General features: G+C 69.9%; 16 protein-coding genes and 1 riboswitch. Of the genes, 10 read left to right on the forward strand and 6 right to left on the reverse strand.

The window, feature by feature from the left end; genetic code table 11:
• Window positions 1-20 precede the first annotated feature (20 nt).
• On the forward strand, window positions 21-227 hold the full coding sequence (locus ABRP24_RS08180; RefSeq protein ID WP_232749676.1) for a hypothetical protein: 207 nt from the start codon (window positions 21-23) through the stop codon (window positions 225-227).
• On the forward strand, window positions 224-604 hold the full coding sequence (locus tag ABRP24_RS08185) for a hypothetical protein (RefSeq protein ID WP_035807565.1): 381 nt from the start codon (window positions 224-226) through the stop codon (window positions 602-604). The genes ABRP24_RS08180 and ABRP24_RS08185 overlap by 4 nt, the downstream gene beginning before the upstream one ends.
• A gap of 28 nt (window positions 605-632) precedes the next feature.
• On the opposite strand, the gene ABRP24_RS08190 is transcribed toward ABRP24_RS08185, so the two are convergent.
• Entirely contained in the window at window positions 633-818 is a 186-nt protein-coding gene (locus tag ABRP24_RS08190; RefSeq protein WP_017887087.1) for a hypothetical protein, read from the reverse strand.
• A gap of 52 nt (window positions 819-870) precedes the next feature.
• Window positions 871-1,359, reverse strand: a complete 489-nt coding sequence (locus ABRP24_RS08195) for a GNAT family N-acetyltransferase (protein WP_176708318.1) — start codon at window positions 1,357-1,359, stop codon at window positions 871-873.
• Between the two features lie 68 nt (window positions 1,360-1,427).
• Here ABRP24_RS08195 and ABRP24_RS08200 point away from each other — a divergent pair, with 68 nt between their 5' ends.
• Window positions 1,428-2,312: a LysR substrate-binding domain-containing protein gene (locus tag ABRP24_RS08200; RefSeq protein WP_071404180.1), complete on the forward strand. Its 885-nt coding sequence runs from the start codon at window positions 1,428-1,430 to the stop codon at window positions 2,310-2,312.
• A gap of 46 nt (window positions 2,313-2,358) precedes the next feature.
• On the opposite strand, the gene ABRP24_RS08205 is transcribed toward ABRP24_RS08200, so the two are convergent.
• From ABRP24_RS08205 to ABRP24_RS08220, 4 genes are all read right to left on the reverse strand, one after another.
• Entirely contained in the window at window positions 2,359-2,613 is a 255-nt protein-coding gene (locus ABRP24_RS08205; protein ID WP_017887084.1) for a hypothetical protein, read from the reverse strand.
• Entirely contained in the window at window positions 2,610-3,092 is a 483-nt protein-coding gene (locus ABRP24_RS08210) for an FBP domain-containing protein (RefSeq protein ID WP_027464546.1), read from the reverse strand. The genes ABRP24_RS08205 and ABRP24_RS08210 overlap by 4 nt, the downstream gene beginning before the upstream one ends.
• 85 nt (window positions 3,093-3,177) lie before the next feature.
• Window positions 3,178-3,915 (reverse strand): M48 family metalloprotease, encoded by a 738-nt coding sequence (locus ABRP24_RS08215; RefSeq protein WP_027464547.1) that lies wholly within the window; start codon window positions 3,913-3,915, stop codon window positions 3,178-3,180.
• Between the two features lie 13 nt (window positions 3,916-3,928).
• Complete coding sequence (locus tag ABRP24_RS08220; protein WP_027464548.1) at window positions 3,929-4,303, reverse strand: BlaI/MecI/CopY family transcriptional regulator; 375 nt, start codon at window positions 4,301-4,303, stop codon at window positions 3,929-3,931.
• A 97-nt stretch (window positions 4,304-4,400) separates the two neighbouring features.
• A riboswitch (glycine riboswitch) is annotated at window positions 4,401-4,521 on the forward strand.
• Between the two features lie 151 nt (window positions 4,522-4,672).
• On the opposite strand from ABRP24_RS08220, the gene gcvT reads away from it, so the two are divergent.
• From gcvT to ABRP24_RS08255, 7 genes are all read left to right on the forward strand, one after another.
• Window positions 4,673-5,818 (forward strand): glycine cleavage system aminomethyltransferase GcvT, encoded by a 1,146-nt coding sequence (gene gcvT, locus ABRP24_RS08225; RefSeq protein ID WP_214524190.1) that lies wholly within the window; start codon window positions 4,673-4,675, stop codon window positions 5,816-5,818.
• A 4-nt stretch (window positions 5,819-5,822) separates the two neighbouring features.
• The gene (gcvH, locus tag ABRP24_RS08230; protein ID WP_027464550.1) at window positions 5,823-6,200 is read left to right on the forward strand and encodes a glycine cleavage system protein GcvH; all 378 of its coding nucleotides are present in this window, start codon (window positions 5,823-5,825) and stop codon (window positions 6,198-6,200) included.
• Entirely contained in the window at window positions 6,197-9,118 is a 2,922-nt protein-coding gene (gene gcvP / locus ABRP24_RS08235; protein WP_349848084.1) for an aminomethyl-transferring glycine dehydrogenase, read from the forward strand. Before gcvH ends, gcvP begins: the two co-directional genes overlap by 4 nt.
• A 599-nt stretch (window positions 9,119-9,717) precedes the next feature.
• On the forward strand, window positions 9,718-11,346 hold the full coding sequence (locus ABRP24_RS08240) for an ABC transporter substrate-binding protein (protein ID WP_027464552.1): 1,629 nt from the start codon (window positions 9,718-9,720) through the stop codon (window positions 11,344-11,346).
• Window positions 11,347-11,567: 221 nt separating this feature from the next.
• The gene (locus tag ABRP24_RS08245) at window positions 11,568-12,497 is read left to right on the forward strand and encodes an ABC transporter permease (protein ID WP_027464553.1); all 930 of its coding nucleotides are present in this window, start codon (window positions 11,568-11,570) and stop codon (window positions 12,495-12,497) included.
• Window positions 12,487-13,437 (forward strand): ABC transporter permease, encoded by a 951-nt coding sequence (locus tag ABRP24_RS08250; RefSeq protein WP_027464554.1) that lies wholly within the window; start codon window positions 12,487-12,489, stop codon window positions 13,435-13,437. Before ABRP24_RS08245 ends, ABRP24_RS08250 begins: the two co-directional genes overlap by 11 nt.
• Complete coding sequence (locus ABRP24_RS08255) at window positions 13,434-15,176, forward strand: ABC transporter ATP-binding protein (protein ID WP_349848079.1); 1,743 nt, start codon at window positions 13,434-13,436, stop codon at window positions 15,174-15,176. Before ABRP24_RS08250 ends, ABRP24_RS08255 begins: the two co-directional genes overlap by 4 nt.
• Window positions 15,177-15,198: the final 22 nt, after the last annotated feature.

Here is a 15,198-nt window from a genome sequence, read left to right on the forward strand (position 1 = left end):
GTCACAGTTGGCCAGCTACGGTGAAGCGCACGGAGTTGCTCCGCCGGCTCGCTCGGAAGGCTGACGAGAACGACGTCGAGTTCGTGTTCCACCGCCACGGCGGGAGACACGACCTGTTCCGCTTCGGTCGGAACACGGTCGTCGTTCCGAGGCACCGAGAGGTGGAGGAGATGACGGCGCGCGGCATCCTCCGTGACTGCGACCGAAGAGGAGATGGGCGACGATGAGCCGACACACGGTGCGCGCGGAGCGCGGCAAGAAGTACTGGGTGATCTGGATCGACGGCGTCATCCGGACGCAGGCGAAGCGCGAACGAGAGATCGAGCTGATGGCTCGCGACTGGCTCTCGTTGATGAACGACGACCGCGATCCGGAGTCCTTCGAACTCGTCGTCGAGGTGGCGATGCCCGAAGCGGCGCAGGCGCACCTGGACCGTGCGGTCGCCCTCCGCGAGGAGTCCGAGCGCGCACGCGTCGAGGCAGCGAAGGAGACCGCCGCCGCGGCGCTGGTGCTGCACGAGTGCGGGCTCACGGTGCGTGAGATCGGACCGCTGCTGCACGTCTCGCACCAGCGAGCACAACAGCTGGTCGCCGCCGCTCGCTGACCGCCCGGGTCATCGAGCTCCGCTGCGATCAGGCCACGTACTGGTTGCGGCCGACGACGCGGATGCGCAGGTCGTCGTCACGGTCCATCGCGAGGAGCTCGCGGGCCACGAACCCGACGGACGGCCACCGGGACACCTCGGTCACCATGAAGCCGTCGATGAAGACCTGCCACGCGCCGGCCTCGCGGACCGCCTGCACCTCGTACGTCGCCATGCCGCGAGCGTACCGGGACCGGGACGGGGCCGCCGTCAGTGCAGGTCGAACGTCAGTGCAGGTCGAGGGTCATGTGCACGTCGGCCCGCACGTACGGGCTCGGGGCGACCTCGTCCTCGCGCAGGTGCCGGAAGCCGAACGCCTCGTACAGGTGCACGGCGCTGGTGAGCTGCGCGTTGCTCTCCAGGTCGATGCGGTGTGCACCGAGTTCGCGTGCCCGGTCGAGCGCGGCGGTGATGAGCTTCCGCCCGGTGCCGTGCCCCTGGTGGTCGGGGGAGACGGCCATCTTCACGAGCTCGAACACTCCGGGGGTGGTGGGCACGACCCCGATGCACCCGATGACCTGGTCGTCGAGCCGGGCGACCAGGACGGCTCCACCCTGGTCCACGACGCGGCCGACGGGGTCGGAGAGGAACACGCGGTCCTCGTCCTCGAGGGTGAAGTACCGGGTGATCCACGCCTCGTTGAGCGTGCGGAACGCCTCGGCGTCCGCGGGGGTGGCGAGGTCGGCGATGGTGACGGTGGAAGTCGCTTCGGGCATGCAACCATCCTCGGGCGGTGATGCAGTCACGTCCAATACTCGTTCGCGCTGATCGATACCCTGTGTGCATGGATCGAGAACCGGACGTCGACCTCCGGCAGCTGCGGGCGTTCCTGGCCGTCGCCGACGAGCTGCACTTCGGCCGTGCTGCCGAGCAGCTGCGGATCGCCCAGCCCGCGCTGTCCCAGCAGATCCGGCGGACCGAACGCGCGCTCGGGGTCGACCTGTTCGTCCGGACCAGCCGCAGTGTGGCCCTGACCGCAGCCGGCCGGGTGCTGCAGGGGCGTGCGCGATCGCTGCTCGGGCAGGTGCGACGGGACCTCGACGAGACGGTGCGGGTCGGTCGGGGCGAGGTCGGGCGGCTCGACGTCGGGTTCGTCGTCTCCGCGCTGCCCCTCGGTCCGATCGAACGCGTGCAGGCGTTCCGGGAGCGCTACCCGCTGGTCCGGGTGGAACTGACCGAGGGGTACTCGTCGACCCTGCTCGCCCGGATCGTCCGCGGCGAGCTCGACCTCGCCGTCGTCCGCGATGCCGACCCGGACCCCGCCGTGCGGCTGCTGCCGTTCCGGTCCGAGGCCTTCGTCGCCGCTGTCCCGCGCGGCCACCGGTTGGCGGATCGGGATCGCATTCGCGGCACCGAACTGGTCGACGAGCCGTTCGTGTTCTTCCCGGCGGTCGCGGGGGCCCTGGCGACCGAGCGCAACCTCGCACCGGTCACCGCCGGTGGCCGCCGTCCCGTCATCGTGCAGGAGGCCACGACGTGGGCGACCGTGCTCCACCTGGTCGGGGTGGGCCTCGGTGTCACGGTGGTGCCGGAGAGCGCCGCGCTCGCCGCACCCGACACCGTGGCGCTCCTGCCCCTCGAGGGCAGCGACCACCGCAGCGAGCTCGCCTGGGCGATGCGCGCCGACGACGATCGAGAGATCCTGCGCAACTTCGTCGCCGCGGACTGACCGAGCGGACCGGCTGCGCGAGCGGACGCCGGTCGGGCATCCTCGCTCAGCCGAGCGACAGGACGGGCGCCCGGTGGTCACCGAGTTCGTCGATGCGCCACGGCCGAGCGCCGCGCAGCGTCAAGCCGAGCTGGACCAGCACGAACCCGACGTGCGGCTCGACGTCGGGGTCCCACGGCCCCTCGACGCCCAGGCCGAAGGCGCCGAGTTCGTCGTCGGCCTCGTCCCGCAGGGTCAGCCGCCACCGGCCGTCGCCGAGTTCCTCGACCACGGCCCAGCGGGCGGTGCCGAACCGGCTCACGCCGTCTTGGTGATGTCCGCGGTGAAGTTCTGCACGCGCTGCAGCAGGGAGGCACCACGCATCGCGATGGTCGCCGGCGGGTTCAGGTGCGGGGGCGCGGTGCGGATCAGCATCGGGCACCCGAGGTCTTCGCAGATGTACGTGCCGATCGTGTTGCCGTTGCGCCCGGACTCACCGGCACGCGCGGCGGAGAACAGCCGGACCTGGGTCGCGGGCTGCGGCGAGTGGCAGAACGAGCACATCGCGGCGATGCCGGGGCGCAGCGAGCCACCGGCGGACCGGACGACGATGCCCACGGGGCGCTCGTCGATCCAGGACACGATGTACCCGCGGCGGGCGGCCTGCGGGTCGCGCCAGCCCAGGAACTCGCGTTCGTCCCAGAGCGTCTCGTGCAGGCCCGGGATGGGCAGCTGTGCGAGTTCGTCGGGGGTGGCGTTCACGAACGACGATCGGATGTCGGCTTCGGTCAAAGGCTTCACGGTCCGATCACCATATGCCTCGCCCCCGACACGTGGTGCGTCACGACAGCCGTGTGGGCGACGGCGCAGTCTCGGATCGTCCCGTTCAGGACAGCCTGGAGGCACGGATCGCTCCGAGCGCGCTGCTCCCGTCCGCCACCAGCACCGCCCGGCGCAGGGCATCGCGTCCGACGCGACGGGCCGCCGCGTCGTCCGCGGCGAACTCCACGAGCACACGCGTCGACCGCGCCATGGCGCGCGCACCGGGCACCCACGGGACCGCACGTTCGATCGATTCGGCGACCGCGACCGCAGCCGCGTGGTGCTGGGTCAGGTGGGCGCGTTCGTGGGCGACCACGGCCTCCAGTTCGTCGGTGCGCAACCGGTCTGCCAAGCCGGTGCTGACGAGGACGCCACCGCTCCGCCCCGGCACGGCGCACGCCAGTGCGTGGTCGGCCTCGACGACGGCGACGGGGGTGCCGTCGATCTCGCGGTGCGGGGCGACACCGGAACGCATCGCCTGCCGGACGGCCTCGTGTTCCGGGCCGGGGCGCACCCGGACCGCGACGACGAACGCGACGACCCCGAGCAGCGCGACGCCGACGTTGAAGCCGTGCGTGGGGGAGCCGTCCCCGCCGAACAGCTCGGTGACCGGACGGTCCGCGAGCACCACGAGGGTGATGCCGACCACGAAGCCGACGACGCCGAGCAGGACCGCGACCGACCAGCAGACCAGCGCGGTGCGGGGCAGGTCGATCGTCCAGGCGGAACGGGTCAGGACCCGGGGCGCGAACACCACCACCGCGAGTGCGAGGACGATGAGCGCGATGCCGGCGACGACCACGGTGCGCAGCCGGTCAGGAGCGGGCGCGGGCGTCGAGGGCGCGGCGCAGGGCCTCGAGGTCGTCCGAGGCGAGCGAGCCGGTGAACTGCAGCAGTGCGGCCTCGCGGTCGGAGGACGCGGCGAGCGCGCTCGACATCAGCGACGCGGTCTGCTCGTCGCGACTGTGCACGGCGCGGAACGTCAGGGGAGCGTCGTCGTGCTGTTCCCGTTCCACCTGGCCCTTGCGGCCGAGCCGGTCGAGCACGGTGAGGACGGTCGTCAGCGCGGGGCGGGGCTCCGGGAACGCGTCGAGCACCTGGCGTGCGGTGAGACCTGCGTCGGCGGAGCGGAGTGCGTCGAGCACCGCCTGCTCCAGCTGCCCGCGGGGGCGCGATCGTTGTCCGGCCATCCCCGCATTCTACGAGATGTCGAAGGCCGGGGCCACGACACACGCTCGTAACGCGGTCTCGGTATGCTCTGGGCGGACAACTGAACACACCGGCCGCTCATCCGTCGCGGGAGACGCCGTGCACGTACCTCCGGGTACGTCGTGCCCTCGGGCACACGCACGGCACCGAAGGAGCAATCCCCCCGTCAATCTCTCAGGTCCCACACCGCAGCGGACAGGCCACTCTGAAAAGCAGACGCTCGGTCGTCTCGCCCACGGTGAAAGCCGCCGGACCTCACGGGCCGCGGTGAAACTCTCAGGCCCATGACAGAGGGGGAGTTCCACCCGGCGATCGTCGCCGGGCCCTGCCGATGCCAGGAGAACTCCGCCATGAGTCCGTCCCCACTGCCCACGCCAGGTCAGCGTTCGTCGCCGCTCGAAGCCGTGCACGAGGCCGCCGGTGCGACCTTCACCGACTTCGCCGGGTACCGCATGCCCGTGCGCTACTCGTCGGACCTCGCCGAGCACCACGCCGTGCGCGAGGCCGCAGGGGTCTTCGACCTGTCGCACATGGCCGAGATCGGGGTGACCGGCACCGACGCCGTCGCCTTCCTCGACCACGCGCTGGCCGGGTCCTTCGGCGCCATGCCGATCGGCCGCGCCAAGTACTCGCTGCTGCTCGCCGAGGACGGCGGGATCCTCGACGACCTCGTCGTGTACCGGACCGACGACGACGTCTTCCTCGTCGTCGCGAACGCCTCCAACCGCGATGTGGCCGTCAGCGCGCTCACCGCCCGGGCCGACGGGTTCGACATCGAGGTCTCCGACGACTCCGACACCACGGCCCTCGTCGCCGTGCAGGGACCGGCGGCGGCCGGCACGCTCGACGCCCTCGTCGTCGCCGACCGCCTGCAGCCCGAGACCCCGCTCGACGAACTCGGCTACTACCGGGTGCTGCACGCATTGTTCGACGGTGCCGACGTGCTCGTCGCGCGCACCGGGTACACCGGCGAGGACGGCTTCGAGGTCTACACCGACCCGGACACCGCCCCGGTGCTCTGGGACGCCCTGCTCGAGGCCGGTGCCGACCGCGGGGTCGTCCCCGCAGGCCTCGCCGCACGCGACACCCTGCGGCTCGAGGCCGGCATGCCCCTGTACGGGCACGAGCTCGGCACCGACGTCCGCCCGGCCCAGGCAGGCCTCGGCCGCGTCGTCGCCAAGGACGGCGACTTCGTCGGTGCGGCCGGCGTCACCCCGTCCGCGGACGCCCGCGTGCTCGTCGGCCTGGTGACCGAGGGACGCCGTGCTCCCCGAGCCGGCTACGACGTCGTGCTCGACGGCACGGTCGTCGGCACCGTGACCTCGGGCGCGCTCTCGCCGACGCTCGGCCACCCGGTCGCGATGGCCTTCGTCGACCCGGCCGCGCTCGCCGCCGTGTCGGACGGGGCACAGGTCCTCCACATCGACGTCCGCGGGACTGCCGTCCCCAGCACGGTCTCCGCGTTCCCCTTCTACCGCCGCGCCTCGAAAGGCTGACCCCATGACCGACCAGACCGCACTCCAGTACACGGCCGACCACGAGTGGCTGCTCGTCGAGGGCGACACCGTCACCGTCGGCATCACCGACCACGCCGCCGAGCAGCTCGGTGACGTCGTCTACGTCGAGCTCCCCGCCGTCGGCACCGCCACCACCGCCGGTGCGCAGATCGGCGAGATCGAGTCGACCAAGAGCGTCGGCGAGCTCTTCGCCCCGATCGAGGGCGAGGTCGTCGAGGTCAACGACGCCGTCGTCGACACCCCCGACACGGTCAACCAGGACCCGTTCGGTGCCGGCTGGCTCGTGAAGATCAAGGTCGACGGCACCTCGTTCCCCGAGGACCTGATGGACCACGACGCGTACCGGGCCTCCATCGCATGACCGCGTTCGAGAACCTCCAGACGTCCTTCGCCGACCGCCACATCGGCACCACCCCGGCCGACCAGCAGGCCATGCTCGACGTCGTCGGGCAGCCGTCGCTCGACGCCCTGGTCCGTGCGGCGATCCCGGAGTCCATCCACGTCGGCCCCGTCGCCGACTCGGTGATCCCGGCCGCCGTCGGCGAGACCGAGGCGCTCGCCGAGCTCCGCGCCAAGGCCGGCCGCAACACCGTCCGCCGCGCCATGATCGGCCTCGGCTACCACGGCTCCCACACGCCCGCGGTGATCCAGCGGAACGTGCTCGAGAACCCGAGCTGGTACACGGCGTACACGCCCTACCAGCCGGAGATCTCGCAGGGCCGCCTCGAAGCACTCATCAACTTCCAGACGATGGTGTCCGACCTGACCGGCATGGCCACCGCCGGCGCCTCGATGCTCGACGAGGGCACCGCCGTGGTCGAGGGCATGCTCCTCGCCCGCCGCGCGTCCAAGGTCAAGGGCGACGCGTTCCTCGTCGACGCCGACCTGCTGCCGCAGACCCGTGCGCTGCTCGACCACCGTGCCGACGCCGTGGGCATCACGCTGCGCGCGTTCGACGCTGCCGACGGCCCGAGCGACGACCAGCTCGACGGTGCGTTCGGTGTCATCGTGCAGTACCCGGGCGCCTCGGGCCGCATCGTCGACCCGTCGTCCGTCATCGCGCGGGTCCACGCCGGTGGCGGCATCGCCGTCGTCGCGGCCGACCTGCTCGCGATGACCCTGCTCGCCAGCCCCGGCGACCTCGGCGCCGACGTGGCCGTCGGGACGAGCCAGCGCTTCGGCGTCCCGCTCGGCTTCGGTGGCCCGCACGCCGGCTACCTCGCGGTGCGCGCCGGCCTCGAGCGCCAGCTCCCCGGTCGCCTGGTCGGGGTGTCCTTCGACGCCGACGGCCAGATGGCATACCGCCTCAGCCTGCAGACCCGCGAGCAGCACATCCGCCGCGAGAAGGCGACGAGCAACATCTGCACCGCGCAGGTCCTGCTCGCCGTGATGGCCTCGATGTACGCGGTCTACCACGGGCCCGAGGGTCTGCGGTTCATCGCCGGACGGGTCGCCCGGACCGCCGGTGCACTCGCCGCCGTGGCGCGTGACGCCGGGGTCGAGGTCGTGCACGACGTTTTCTTCGACACGCTCACCCTGCGGGCCGTCGGTCGCGCCGAGGCGATCGTCGCGGCAGCGCAGGACGCCGGCTACCTGCTGCACGTCGTGGACGCCGACACGTTCCAGCTGTCCGTCGACGAGACGACCACGCCCGACGACGTCGTGGCGCTGGCGGGCGTGCTCGGGGCGGTGGACGTCACCGTCCCCGCGACCGAGACCGCCGTGCGCGACGCGGCCACGGGCCTCCCGGCCGCACTGCAGCGTGAGAGCGACTACCTGACGCACCCCGTGTTCAGCGCACACCGCAGCGAGACGCGCATGATGCGGTACCTCAAGCACCTGTCCGACAAGGACTACGCGCTCGACCGCGGCATGATCCCGCTCGGCAGCTGCACCATGAAGCTCAACGCGGCGACCGAGATGGCCGCCGTGACCTGGCCGGAGTTCGCGAACATCCACCCGTTCGCACCGCGCGACGACGTCGAGGGGTACCTCTACATGATCGGCGACCTCGAATCGTGGCTCGCCGAGGTCACCGGCTACGACACCGTCTCCCTGCAGCCGAACGCCGGCAGCCAGGGCGAACTCGCCGGCCTGCTGGCCATCCGCGGGTACCACCAGGCCAACGGCGACAGCGAGCGCACGGTCTGCCTGATCCCGTCGAGCGCCCACGGCACGAACGCGGCGTCCGCGGTGCTCGCAGGCATGAAGGTCGTCGTCGTGGCCTGCGACGAGAACGGCAACGTCGACCTCGAGGACCTCCGGGCCCGTGTCGCCGCCCACGCCGACACCCTCGCGGCCCTGATGATCACGTACCCGTCCACGCACGGCGTCTACGAGCACGACATCCGCGAGATCTGCGACGCCGTGCACGACGCCGGCGGCCAGGTCTACGTCGACGGCGCGAACCTCAACGCGCTGCTCGGCCACGCCCGCTTCGGGGACTTCGGCGGCGACGTGTCGCACCTCAACCTGCACAAGACCTTCTGCATCCCGCACGGTGGTGGCGGCCCCGGCGTGGGACCCGTCGCCGCGAAGGCGCACCTGGCACCGTTCCTGCCCGGGCACTCGTTCGCGCAGCAGGCCGACCGGCGCTCCGGTGCGACCGTCGCCGAGGCGGACGACCGGCTGGCGCACGCCGGTGGCCCGGTCAGTGCTGCTCCGTACGGCAGCCCGAGCATCCTGCCCATCACGTGGACGTACGTCCGGATGATGGGGCTCGAGGGCCTCACCCGTGCGACCGAGGCCGCGGTCCTCGGGGCGAACTACATCGCGGCTCGTCTGCGTGACGCCTTCCCGGTGCTGTACACGGGCGACGACGGACTCGTCGCGCACGAGTGCATCCTCGACCTCCGCCCGCTGCGCGACACCACCGGCATCACGGTCGACGACGTCGCGAAGCGCCTGGTCGACTACGGGTTCCACGCGCCGACGATGTCGTTCCCGGTGGCGGGCACGCTCATGGTCGAGCCGACCGAGAGCGAGGACCTCGCCGAGCTCGACCGCTTCGTCGACGCCATGCTCGCGATCCGGGCCGAGGCCGCAGCGGTGGAGCGCGGGGAGTGGCCTGCGGACGACAACCCGCTGGTGCACGCGCCGCACACCGCCTCGTCGGTGATCTCGGGGGAGTGGGCGCACGCCTACACCCGCGAGCAGGCCGTCTACCCGTTGCCGGGCATTAGCGGCCGCAAGTACTGGCCGCCGGTGCGTCGCATCGACCAGGCGTACGGGGACCGCAACCTGGTGTGTGCCTGCCCGCCGATCGAGGCGTTCGCCTGATCCGACCGGGGCCGACGCCCCGGCGCCGACTCCCCGTCGTCGCTGCCGGCTTGGTCGCCGAGCGCTTCGTGCCCCGTCCGGTCCGCCGGGCGGGGCACGGTCGCGTCCGGGCGTCCGGGCGTCCGGGCGTCCGCGCCTCCGGCCCTCCGGGCCTCCGGGCGTCTTCACGTCCGGGCCTCCGGGCGTCCGGCCGGGCGGTCAAGACACCCCGCTCAGTTCCGCCGAGCGGTCACGAACCGTCGTCCGGACCCGCTCCCACCGACAGTTCGTGACCACTCGGCGCGCCACCCACGGCAGGTCCTGACCGCTCGACGCACCCCCTCAGCCGTACCCCTGAGTGATGCTCGCCCGTCCCCCGACTTGCACAGAAGTGTGACGGAGTGCAATGGATTTCATGCGGATGCAACAAAAACGCACCCCTCACCGGCACGCGCGCGAATGTTGCATCCTCTCGCAAGGATCGTGCAACTTGGTTACCGGCGTGTAACCGTTCGCCCCTGGGTTTGGACGCCGCTGTTCACCTTGCCTACGCTGCAAAGGTCAAACGCGCCCGGGTGACACCGCTGTGCCCTTGCGCGTCCCATGCACCAGGAGGAACCTTGATCAAGAAGCGCGCCGGGCTCTCAGCCCTCGCCGTGCTCGGGGCCACAGCACTCGCCCTGACCGCCTGCTCCAGCAACAGCTCGTCGAACGGCGGTGACTCGGGCTCGGCGAACGCGTCCGGGATCGTCACCACGAACGGCAGCGAGCCGCAGAACCCGCTGATCCCGTCGAACACCACCGAGACCGGTGGCGGCAAGATCATCGACTCGCTCTTCGAAGGCCTCGTCTCGTACGACGCCGACGGCAAGCCGGTCAACGAGGTCGCGAAGAGCATCAAGACCGATGACTCGAAGACCTTCGACATCACGCTCAACACGAACTACACCTTCACCAACGGCGAGAAGGTCACGGCCGAGTCGTTCACCAAGGCGTGGAACTGGGCAGCCCAGAAGTCGAACGCCCAGGGCGCCAGCTACTTCTTCGAGAACATCGAGGGCTACGACGCCGACAAGGACTCCGAGCTCACCGGCCTCAAGGTCGTGGACGACGACGAGTTCACCGTCACGCTGAAGTCGGCGCAGTCCGACTTCCCGCTGTCGCTCGGCTACTCGGCGTTCGTGCCGCTCCCGTCGGCGTTCTACGACGACACCAAGGCGTTCGGTGAGAACCCGATCGGCAACGGTCCGTACAAGCTCGACGGCAAGAAGGCCTGGACCCACAACCAGTCCATCAAGCTCGTCGCCAACAAGGACTACGAGGGCAAGCGCAAGCCGAAGAACGGTGGTCTCACGATCACGTTCTACGCCTCGCAGGACACCGCGTACTCCGACGCCCAGGGCGGCAACCTCGACGTCCTCGACGCCGTGCCGGACAGCGCGTTCAAGACCTACAAGTCCGACTTCCCGGACTCGAACGTCAACCAGGCCGCCGCGATCTTCCAGGCGATCTACCTGCCCTACTACCTCGACCACTGGAAGGGTGAAGAGGGCAAGCTGCGTCGCGAGGCCGTCTCGATGGCGATCAACCGCAAGCAGATCACCGACAAGATCTTCGACGGCACCCGCACCCCGGCCAAGGACTTCACCTCCCCGGTGATCGCCGGCTGGAACGACGACCTCGAGGGTTCGGACGTCCTGGACTACAACGAGTCCGAGGCCAAGAAGCTCTGGGCCGAGGCCGACAAGATCTCGAAGTACGACGACACGCTCACCATCACGTACAACGCCGATGGTGGCCACGAGGCCTGGGTGACCGCGGTCACGAACTCGATCTCGAACACGCTCGGCATCAAGGCCGAGGGCAACGCGATCCCGACGTTCCAGGAAGCCCTGGACCTGCAGACGAACGACAAGCTCACGGGCGGCAGCCGCACCGGTTGGCAGGCCGACTACCCGTCGCTGTACAACTTCCTCGGCCCGACCATGGGTGAGGGCTCGTCGAACAACTACTCGCGGTACGACTCCAAGGAGTACAACGAGCTGCTCGCCAAGGGCCGTTCGGCTGCGACGGTCGAAGAGGGCAACAAGTCCTTCGACCAGGCACAGGAACTCCTGTTCCAGGACCTGCCCGAGATCCCGCTCTGGTACTCCAACGTGACCGGTGTCTGGAACGCGGACAACGTGTCGAACGTCAAGTTCGGCTGGAACTCGGTGCCGCTGTACTACGACATCGAGGTCAAGAAGTAACACCGGTCTCCTCGAGACCAAGGCGCGAGCAGGTATCCTGCCTCGCGACCACCGGACGGGGGTTCGGGGACCGCACAGGTCCCCGAACCCCCGTACCACGGTGACAACACCCCCACACAGCGGGCGCCCTCCCGCACCGGACATCCGTGCCGACCCTCGGACCGTCCACCCCTCACCACAATGAACCTGATCGACATCGCTCCGGACCGGGCAGTGATCTGATGCTCTGGTACCTCGGCAAGCGCCTCCTGCAACTCATCCCCGTGTTCTTCGGGGCCACGTTCCTCATCTACTTCCTGGTCTTCTCGCTGCCCGGCGACCCGATCGCCGCGCTGTTCGGCGACCGGCAGCCGTCGCCGCAGGTCATCGAGACGCTGCGTCAGCAGTACAACCTCGACAAGCCGTTCATCGTGCAGTACCTGCTCTGGATCGGCGGCGTGTTCCGCGGCGACCTCGGCGTGACCTACTCCGGTCTGCCGGTCAGCCAGCAGCTCGCGTCGGCCTTCCCGATCACCGCGCGCCTGGCGATCCTCGCGCTCGTGTTCGAGGCCGTCGCCGGCATCGTCGTCGGCGTCATCGCGGGTCTGCGCAAGGGCAAGCTGTTCGACGCCACCGCGCTCGTCGTGTCGCTCCTGCTCATCTCGGTGCCGACGTTCGTCGTCGGGTTCGTGCTGCAGTACGTCTTCGGCATCAAGCTCGGACTGTTCCGGGTCACGGTGTCCGGGGAGGCACCGTGGAGTGAACTCGTCCTGCCGGCGATCGTGCTCGCTTCGGTGTCGTTCGCGTACATCGTGCGTCTGACCCGGGCCAGCGTCGCCGAGAACATGAGCGCCGACTTCGTGCGCACCGCCACGGCCAAGGGCCTGCCCCGTCGTCGTGTCGTCGGCGTGCACATCTTCCGGAACTCGCTCATCCCCGTGGTGACCTACCTGGGTGTCGACATCGGCAACCTGATGGTCGGCGCGATCGTCACCGAGGGCATCTTCAACATCAACGGTGTCGGCGGCACGGTGTTCCGTGCCGTCAAGCTCGGCGAGGGCCCGACGGTGGTCTCCTTCGTCGCCGTGATGGTCATCATCTTCATGCTCGCCAACCTCCTGGTGGACCTGCTCTACGCCGTCCTGGACCCGAGGATCCGCTATGCCAAGTAACGCCGCACCCCGCTCGGCGACGCACTACGTCGCCCCGCTCGAAGAAACCCCCCTGCAGGCGGTCGACCAGGTCAACGAGGACGAGAAGACCCGTTCCCTGTGGACCGACGCCTGGGAGTCGATGCGGACCCGCCCGACGTTCTGGATCTCCTCGGTCCTGATCCTTCTGATCATCGTCGTCGCGGTCTTCCCGGGGCTCTTCGCCCACGTCGACCCGAGGGCGTCGAACCTGGACAACAGCGACGGCGGACCCGAGGCCGGGCACATCCTCGGCTTCACCCGTCAGGGCTCGGACGTCTACGCCCGCGTGATCTGGGGTGCCCAGAACTCGCTCATCGTCGGCATCGTCGCGACGATCCTGGTGTCGATCGTCGGCATCGTGATCGGTTCCCTGGCCGGCTTCTACGGCGGCTGGCTCGACACGATCGTGTCCCGCATCGGTGACATCTTCTTCTCGATCCCCACCGTCCTCGGTGCGATCGTGATCATGTCTGTCATCCCGGCACGGAACGCGATCACCGTCGCGCTCGTCCTCGCGGCGTTCGCGTGGCCGCAGATCGCCCGCATCATGCGTGGCGCCGTGCTGAGCGCCAAGCAGGCCGACTACGTCATGGCGTCGGCGGCCCTGGGCGTCAGCCGGTTCCGGACGCTCCTGCGCCACGTCATCCCGAACTCGCTGGCTCCGGTCATCGTGGTCGCGACCGTGTCGCTCGGCACGTTCATCGTCGCCGAGGCCACGCTGTCGTTCCTCGGCATCGGTCTGCCGCCGTCGGCCCTGAGCTGGGGCCTCGACATCGGCACCGCCCAGACGTCGATCCGCACGAACCCGTCGACGATCTTCTGGCCGTCGGCTGCCCTGTCCATCACCGTGCTCGCGTTCCTGCTCCTCGGTGACGTGGTGCGCGACGCGCTCGACCCGAAGGCGAGGGCCCGCCGATGAGCGAGACACTGACCCAGACGAACAGCAGCCGCACCGGGGGTTCCGGCGCGCCGCTGCTCGAGATCACCGACCTGCAGGTCGGCTTCAAGACCCAGAGCGGCCTCGTGCAGGCCGTCCGCGGCGTCAACCTCACCCTCGAGCAGGGCGAGCGCCTGGCCATCGTCGGGGAGTCCGGTTCGGGCAAGTCGACGAGCGCCCAGGCGATCATCAAGCTGCTCCCCGGTACCGGTGAGGTCACCGGCGGTTCGATCAAGTTCAACGGGCGTGAGCTCGTCGGGCTGAGCGACAAGGAGATGTCGGAGATCCGCGGGAAGGAGATCGGCTACGTCCCCCAGGACCCGATGTCGAACCTCAACCCGCTGTGGTCGATCGGCTTCCAGGTCGAAGAGGCGATCCGCGCGAACGGCATGGCGACCGGTAAGAAGGCCGTCCGTGACCGTGCGATCGAGGTCCTGCAGGAAGCCGGTCTCGGCGACGCGTCGACCCGCCTGAAGCAGTACCCGCACGAGTTCTCCGGCGGCATGCGCCAGCGCGTGCTCATCGGCATCGGTCTGTCGAGCCGCCCGCAGCTGCTCATCGCCGACGAGCCGACGAGTGCGCTCGACGTCACCGTCCAGCGCGTCATCCTCGACCACCTCGAGAGCCTGACCCGCGACTTCGGCACCTCGGTGCTGTTCATCACGCACGACCTCGGGCTCGCCGCCGAGCGCGCTGAGAAGCTCGTCGTGATGTACAAGGGCCAGGTCGTCGAGGCCGGTCCCTCGAAGGAGATCCTGGCCAACCCGCAGCACCCGTACACGCAGCGTCTCGTCGCGGCGGCCCCGTCGCTGGCCAGCCGTCGCATCCAGTCGAAGGTGCAGCACCAGCGGGTCGACATCTCCGACGCCGGCAACGACGACGCCGAGCTGATCGCCCGGGCCCAGGAACGCGAGCACCGTCCGGCCGAGGACCTCATCGTGGTGAAGAACCTCGAGAAGGTCTACAAGCTGCGCGGCAAGAGCCTCGCCACCCGCGAGCTCAAGGCCGTCGACGACGTGTCGTTCTCGATCCAGAAGGGCACCACCACGGCGCTCGTCGGCGAGTCCGGTTCGGGCAAGTCGACCGTCGCGAAGCTCGTCCTGCAGCTCGAGAGCATCACGAGCGGCACCGTGCAGTTCGACGGCATCGACATCGGCGCGCTGAAGGGCAAGGACCTCTTCGACTTCCGCCGCCGCGTGCAGCCGGTGTTCCAGGACCCGTACGGCTCCCTGGACCCGATGTACAACGTCGGGAACACGATCGCCGAGCCGCTCGCCACGCACAAGGTGGGCGACAAGGCCTCGCGTCGCGCCCGGGTGCTCGAGCTGCTCGACCAGGTCGCGCTGCCGAAGTCGATGGTGAACCGCTACCCGAACGAGCTGTCCGGCGGCCAGCGCCAGCGCATCGCCGTCGCTCGTGCGCTGGCGCTCAAGCCGGAGGTCATCGTCCTCGACGAGGCCGTCTCCGCGCTCGACGTGCTCGTGCAGGGCCAGATCCTCGACCTGCTCACCGAGCTGCAGACCGAGCTCGGCCTGACGTACCTGTTCATCACGCACGACCTCGCGGTCGTCCGCCTCGTCGCGGACAACGTCTGCGTCATGCGCCGTGGGCAGATCGTCGAGAAGGCGACGACCGACGAGGTCTTCGCCGCCCCGAAGGAGCAGTACACGAAGGACCTCCTGGCCGCCATCCCCGGCGCCGGGTTCGAGTTCGGACGCTGATCCACCTGGACACGAACGAGGC

Source organism: Curtobacterium sp. WHRI 8282, assembly GCF_040223925.2.
GTDB classification, from domain to species: Bacteria; Actinomycetota; Actinomycetes; order Actinomycetales; family Microbacteriaceae; genus Curtobacterium; species Curtobacterium flaccumfaciens.

Coding starts and splice junctions, on each gene's coding strand:
- ABRP24_RS08250 (WP_027464554.1), top strand. CDS start 12,487: ATGCCAAGTAACGCCGCACCCCGCTCGGCGACGCACTACGTCGCCCCG.
- ABRP24_RS08195 (WP_176708318.1), bottom strand. CDS start 1,359: ATGCCCGAAGCGACTTCCACCGTCACCATCGCCGACCTCGCCACCCCC.
- ABRP24_RS08245 (WP_027464553.1), top strand. CDS start 11,568: ATGCTCTGGTACCTCGGCAAGCGCCTCCTGCAACTCATCCCCGTGTTC.
- ABRP24_RS08185 (WP_035807565.1), top strand. CDS start 224: ATGAGCCGACACACGGTGCGCGCGGAGCGCGGCAAGAAGTACTGGGTG.
- ABRP24_RS08255 (WP_349848079.1), top strand. CDS start 13,434: ATGAGCGAGACACTGACCCAGACGAACAGCAGCCGCACCGGGGGTTCC.
- ABRP24_RS08220 (WP_027464548.1), bottom strand. CDS start 4,303: ATGGCCGGACAACGATCGCGCCCCCGCGGGCAGCTGGAGCAGGCGGTG.
- ABRP24_RS08200 (WP_071404180.1), top strand. CDS start 1,428: ATGGATCGAGAACCGGACGTCGACCTCCGGCAGCTGCGGGCGTTCCTG.
- gcvH (WP_027464550.1), top strand. CDS start 5,823: ATGACCGACCAGACCGCACTCCAGTACACGGCCGACCACGAGTGGCTG.
- ABRP24_RS08190 (WP_017887087.1), bottom strand. CDS start 818: ATGGCGACGTACGAGGTGCAGGCGGTCCGCGAGGCCGGCGCGTGGCAG.
- gcvT (WP_214524190.1), top strand. CDS start 4,673: ATGAGTCCGTCCCCACTGCCCACGCCAGGTCAGCGTTCGTCGCCGCTC.
- gcvP (WP_349848084.1), top strand. CDS start 6,197: ATGACCGCGTTCGAGAACCTCCAGACGTCCTTCGCCGACCGCCACATC.